The 3,236-nt window shown below is 53.8% G+C and carries 1 protein-coding gene; it reads right to left on the bottom strand.

The window, feature by feature from the left end; all coding sequences use genetic code 11:
- Positions 1-3,236 (bottom strand): beta strand repeat-containing protein (locus ACL7TT_RS20430; RefSeq protein ID WP_413398019.1); only part of this gene is annotated, 3,236 nt, incomplete at both ends.

Raw genomic sequence — 3,236 nt, 5'->3', positions numbered from 1 at the left:
ACAGACAGGCTGGAGAAGCTCATCCCGTAGACTTCCACTGCACCGTCGGTACCCAGAGTAAAGGATTCACTGCCGGCAGTACCCAGCAGCGTGGCATTGGTGGCGGTAAGGGTTTCTACATCGGAAAACAGGATACCGCTGTTGCGCGCTTCTTTATTATTACCAGTCAATAACCACTCGGCATCTTCGGCTCCGTTGACCGTGTCGATACCGCCAAGGGCATCAACGCTGCTGATACCGCTAAAGGCAATATTATTGGCCATCAGCGCATTCAGGTCGGTAATTTCGAACCTGTCCTCGCCATCCGAGCCCACCAGGCTGTCGCTGCCTCCCTGGCCTTGCACTACAGACAGGCTGGAGAAGCTCATCCCGTAGACTTCCACTGCACCGTCAATACCCAGAGTAAAGGATTCACTGTCGGCAGTACCCAACAGCGTGGCATTGGTGGCGGTAAGGGTTTCCACTTCAGAGAACAGGATACCGCTGTTGCGGGCTTCTTTATTATTACCAGTCAGTAACCACTCGGCATCTTCGGCTCCGTTGACCGTGTCGATACCGCCAAGGGCATCAACGCTGCTGATACCATCAAAGGCAATATCATTGGCCATCAGCGCATTCAGACCGGTAATCTCGAACCTGTCCGCGTTATCCGAGCCTACCAGGCTGTCGCCTGTGACACTGTCGATCTCGCCAAAACGGATTCCACTGGTTACGGCTTCCTTACTGTTGCCAGTCAGGCTTACCAGATCCAATGCCACCAGGCTGTTACTGCCCAAACCCGCATTGACTGTATCCACTTCGCTGAAGCTGATGTTCGCTGTATTCAGGGTATTTGTGCCGGTGATGGTAAACTGGTCATCGCCACTGCTGCCGGTTAAAAGCGCTGTGGTTGCACTGAGAATACCTTCGAAAGTCAGTGTGCCTGCCGACAGTTGATTATCACTGCCAGTCAAGGTCAGGCCATCCGTGTAAGTGAGGGCGTTTAGGCTGTCGCTGCCACCCCGGCCCTGTACTGAAGACAGGCTTGAGAAGCTCATTCCGTAGACTCCCACTGCACCGTCGATATCCAGAGTAAAGGATTCACTGCTGGCAGTACCCAGCAGCGTGGCATTGGTGGCGGTAAGGGTTTCTACATCGGAAAACAGGATATCGCTGTTGCGCGCTTCTTTATTGTTGCCGGTCAGTAACCACTCAGTACCATCGGCTCCGTTGACCGTGTCGATACCGCCAAGGGCATCAACGCTGCTGATACCGCTAAAGGCAATATTATTGGCCATCAGCGCATTCAGGTCGGTAATTTCGAACCTGTCCGCGCCATCCGAGCCCACCAGGCTGTCGCTGCCTCCCTGGCCTTGCACTACAGACAGGCTGGAGAAGCTCATCCCGTAGACTTCCACTGCACCGTCGGTACCCAGAGTAAAGGATTCACTGTCGGCAGTACCCAGCAGCGTGGCATTAGTGGCGGTAAGGGTTTCTACATCGGAAAATAGGATATCGCTGTTGCGCGCTTCTTTATTATTACCAGTCAGTAACCACTCGGCATCTTCGGCTCCGTTGACCGTGTCGATACCGCCAAGGGCATCAACGCTGCTGATACCATCAAAGGCAATATCATTGGCCATCAGCGCATTCAGACCGGTAATCTCGAACCTGTCCGCGTTATCCGAGCCTACCAGGCTGTCGCCTGTGACACTGTCGATCTCGCCAAAACGGACTCCACTGGTTACGGCTTCCTTACTGTTGCCAGTCAGGCTTACCAGATCCAATGCCACCAGGCTGTTACTGCCCGAACCCGCATTGACTGTATCCACTTCGCTGAAGTTGATGTTCGCTGTATTCAGGGTATTTGTGCCGGTGATGGTAAACTGGTCATCGCCACTGCTGCCGGTTAAAAGCGCTGTGGTTGCACTGAGAATACCTTCGAAAGTCAGTGTGTCTGCCGACAGTTGATTATCACTGCCAGTCAAGGTCAGGCCATCCGTGTAAGTGAGGGCGTTTAGGCTGTCGCTGCCACCCCGGCCCTGTACTGAAGACAGGCTTGAGAAGCTCATTCCGTAGACTCCCACTGCACCGTCGATACCCAGAGTAAAGGATTCACTGTCGGCAGTACCCAACAGCGTGGCATTGGTGGCGGTAAGGGTTTCCACTTCAGAGAACAGGATACCGCTGTTGCGGGCTTCTTTATTATTACCAGTCAGTAACCACTCGGCATCTTCGGCTCCGTTGACCGTGTCGATACCTCCAAGGGCATCAACGCTGCTGATACCGCTAAAGGCAATATTATTAGCCATCAGCGCATTCAGGTCGGTAATTTCGAACCTGTCCTCGCCATCTGAGCCCTTCAGGCTGTCGCTGCCCAAACCCGCATTGACTGTATCCACTTCGCTGAAGCTGATGTTCGCTGTATTCAGGGTATTTGTGCCGGTGATGGTAAACTGGTCATCGCCACTGCTGCCGGTTAAAAGCACTGTGGTTGCACTGAAAATACCTTCGAAAGTCAGTGTGCCTGCCAACAGTTGATTATCACTGCCAGTCAAGGTCAGGCCATCCGTGTAAGTGAGGGCGTTTAGGCTGTCGCTGCCACCCCGGCCCTGTACTGAAGACAGGCTTGAGAAGCTCATTCCGTAGACTCCCACTGCACCGTCGGTACCCAGAGTAAAGGATTCACTGCCGGCAGTACCCAGCAGCGTGGCATTGGTGGCGGTAAGGGTTTCTACATCGGAAAACAGGATATCGCTGTTGCGCGCTTCTTTATTGTTGCCGGTCAGTAACCACTCGGTACCATCGGCTCCGTTGACCGTGTCGATACCGCCAAGGGCATCAACGCTGCTGATACCGCTAAAGGCAATATTATTGGCCATCAACGCATTCAGGTCGGTAATTTCGAACCTGTCCTCGCCATCCGAGCCCACCAAGCTGTCGCTGCCTCCCTGGCCTTGCACTACAGACAGGCTGGAGAAGCTCATCCCGTAGACTTCCACTGCACCGTCGGTACCCAGAGTAAAGGATTCACTGCCGGCAGTACCCAGCAGCGTGGCATTGGTGGCGGTAAGGGTTTCTACATCGGAAAACAGGATACCGCTGTTGCGGGCTTCTTTATTGTTGCCGGTCAGTAACCACTCGGTACCATCGGCTCCGTTGACCGTGTCGATACCGCCAAGGGCATCAACGCTGCTGATACCGCTAAAGGCAATATTATTGGCCATCAGCGCATTCAGGTCGGTAATTTCGAACCT

Source organism: Microbulbifer jejuensis (assembly GCF_047289955.1).
Classification (GTDB): domain Bacteria; phylum Pseudomonadota; class Gammaproteobacteria; order Pseudomonadales; family Cellvibrionaceae; genus Microbulbifer.
Note: the sequence above shows the minus strand (reverse complement) of the source record. Positions and strands in the feature narration are given on the sequence as shown.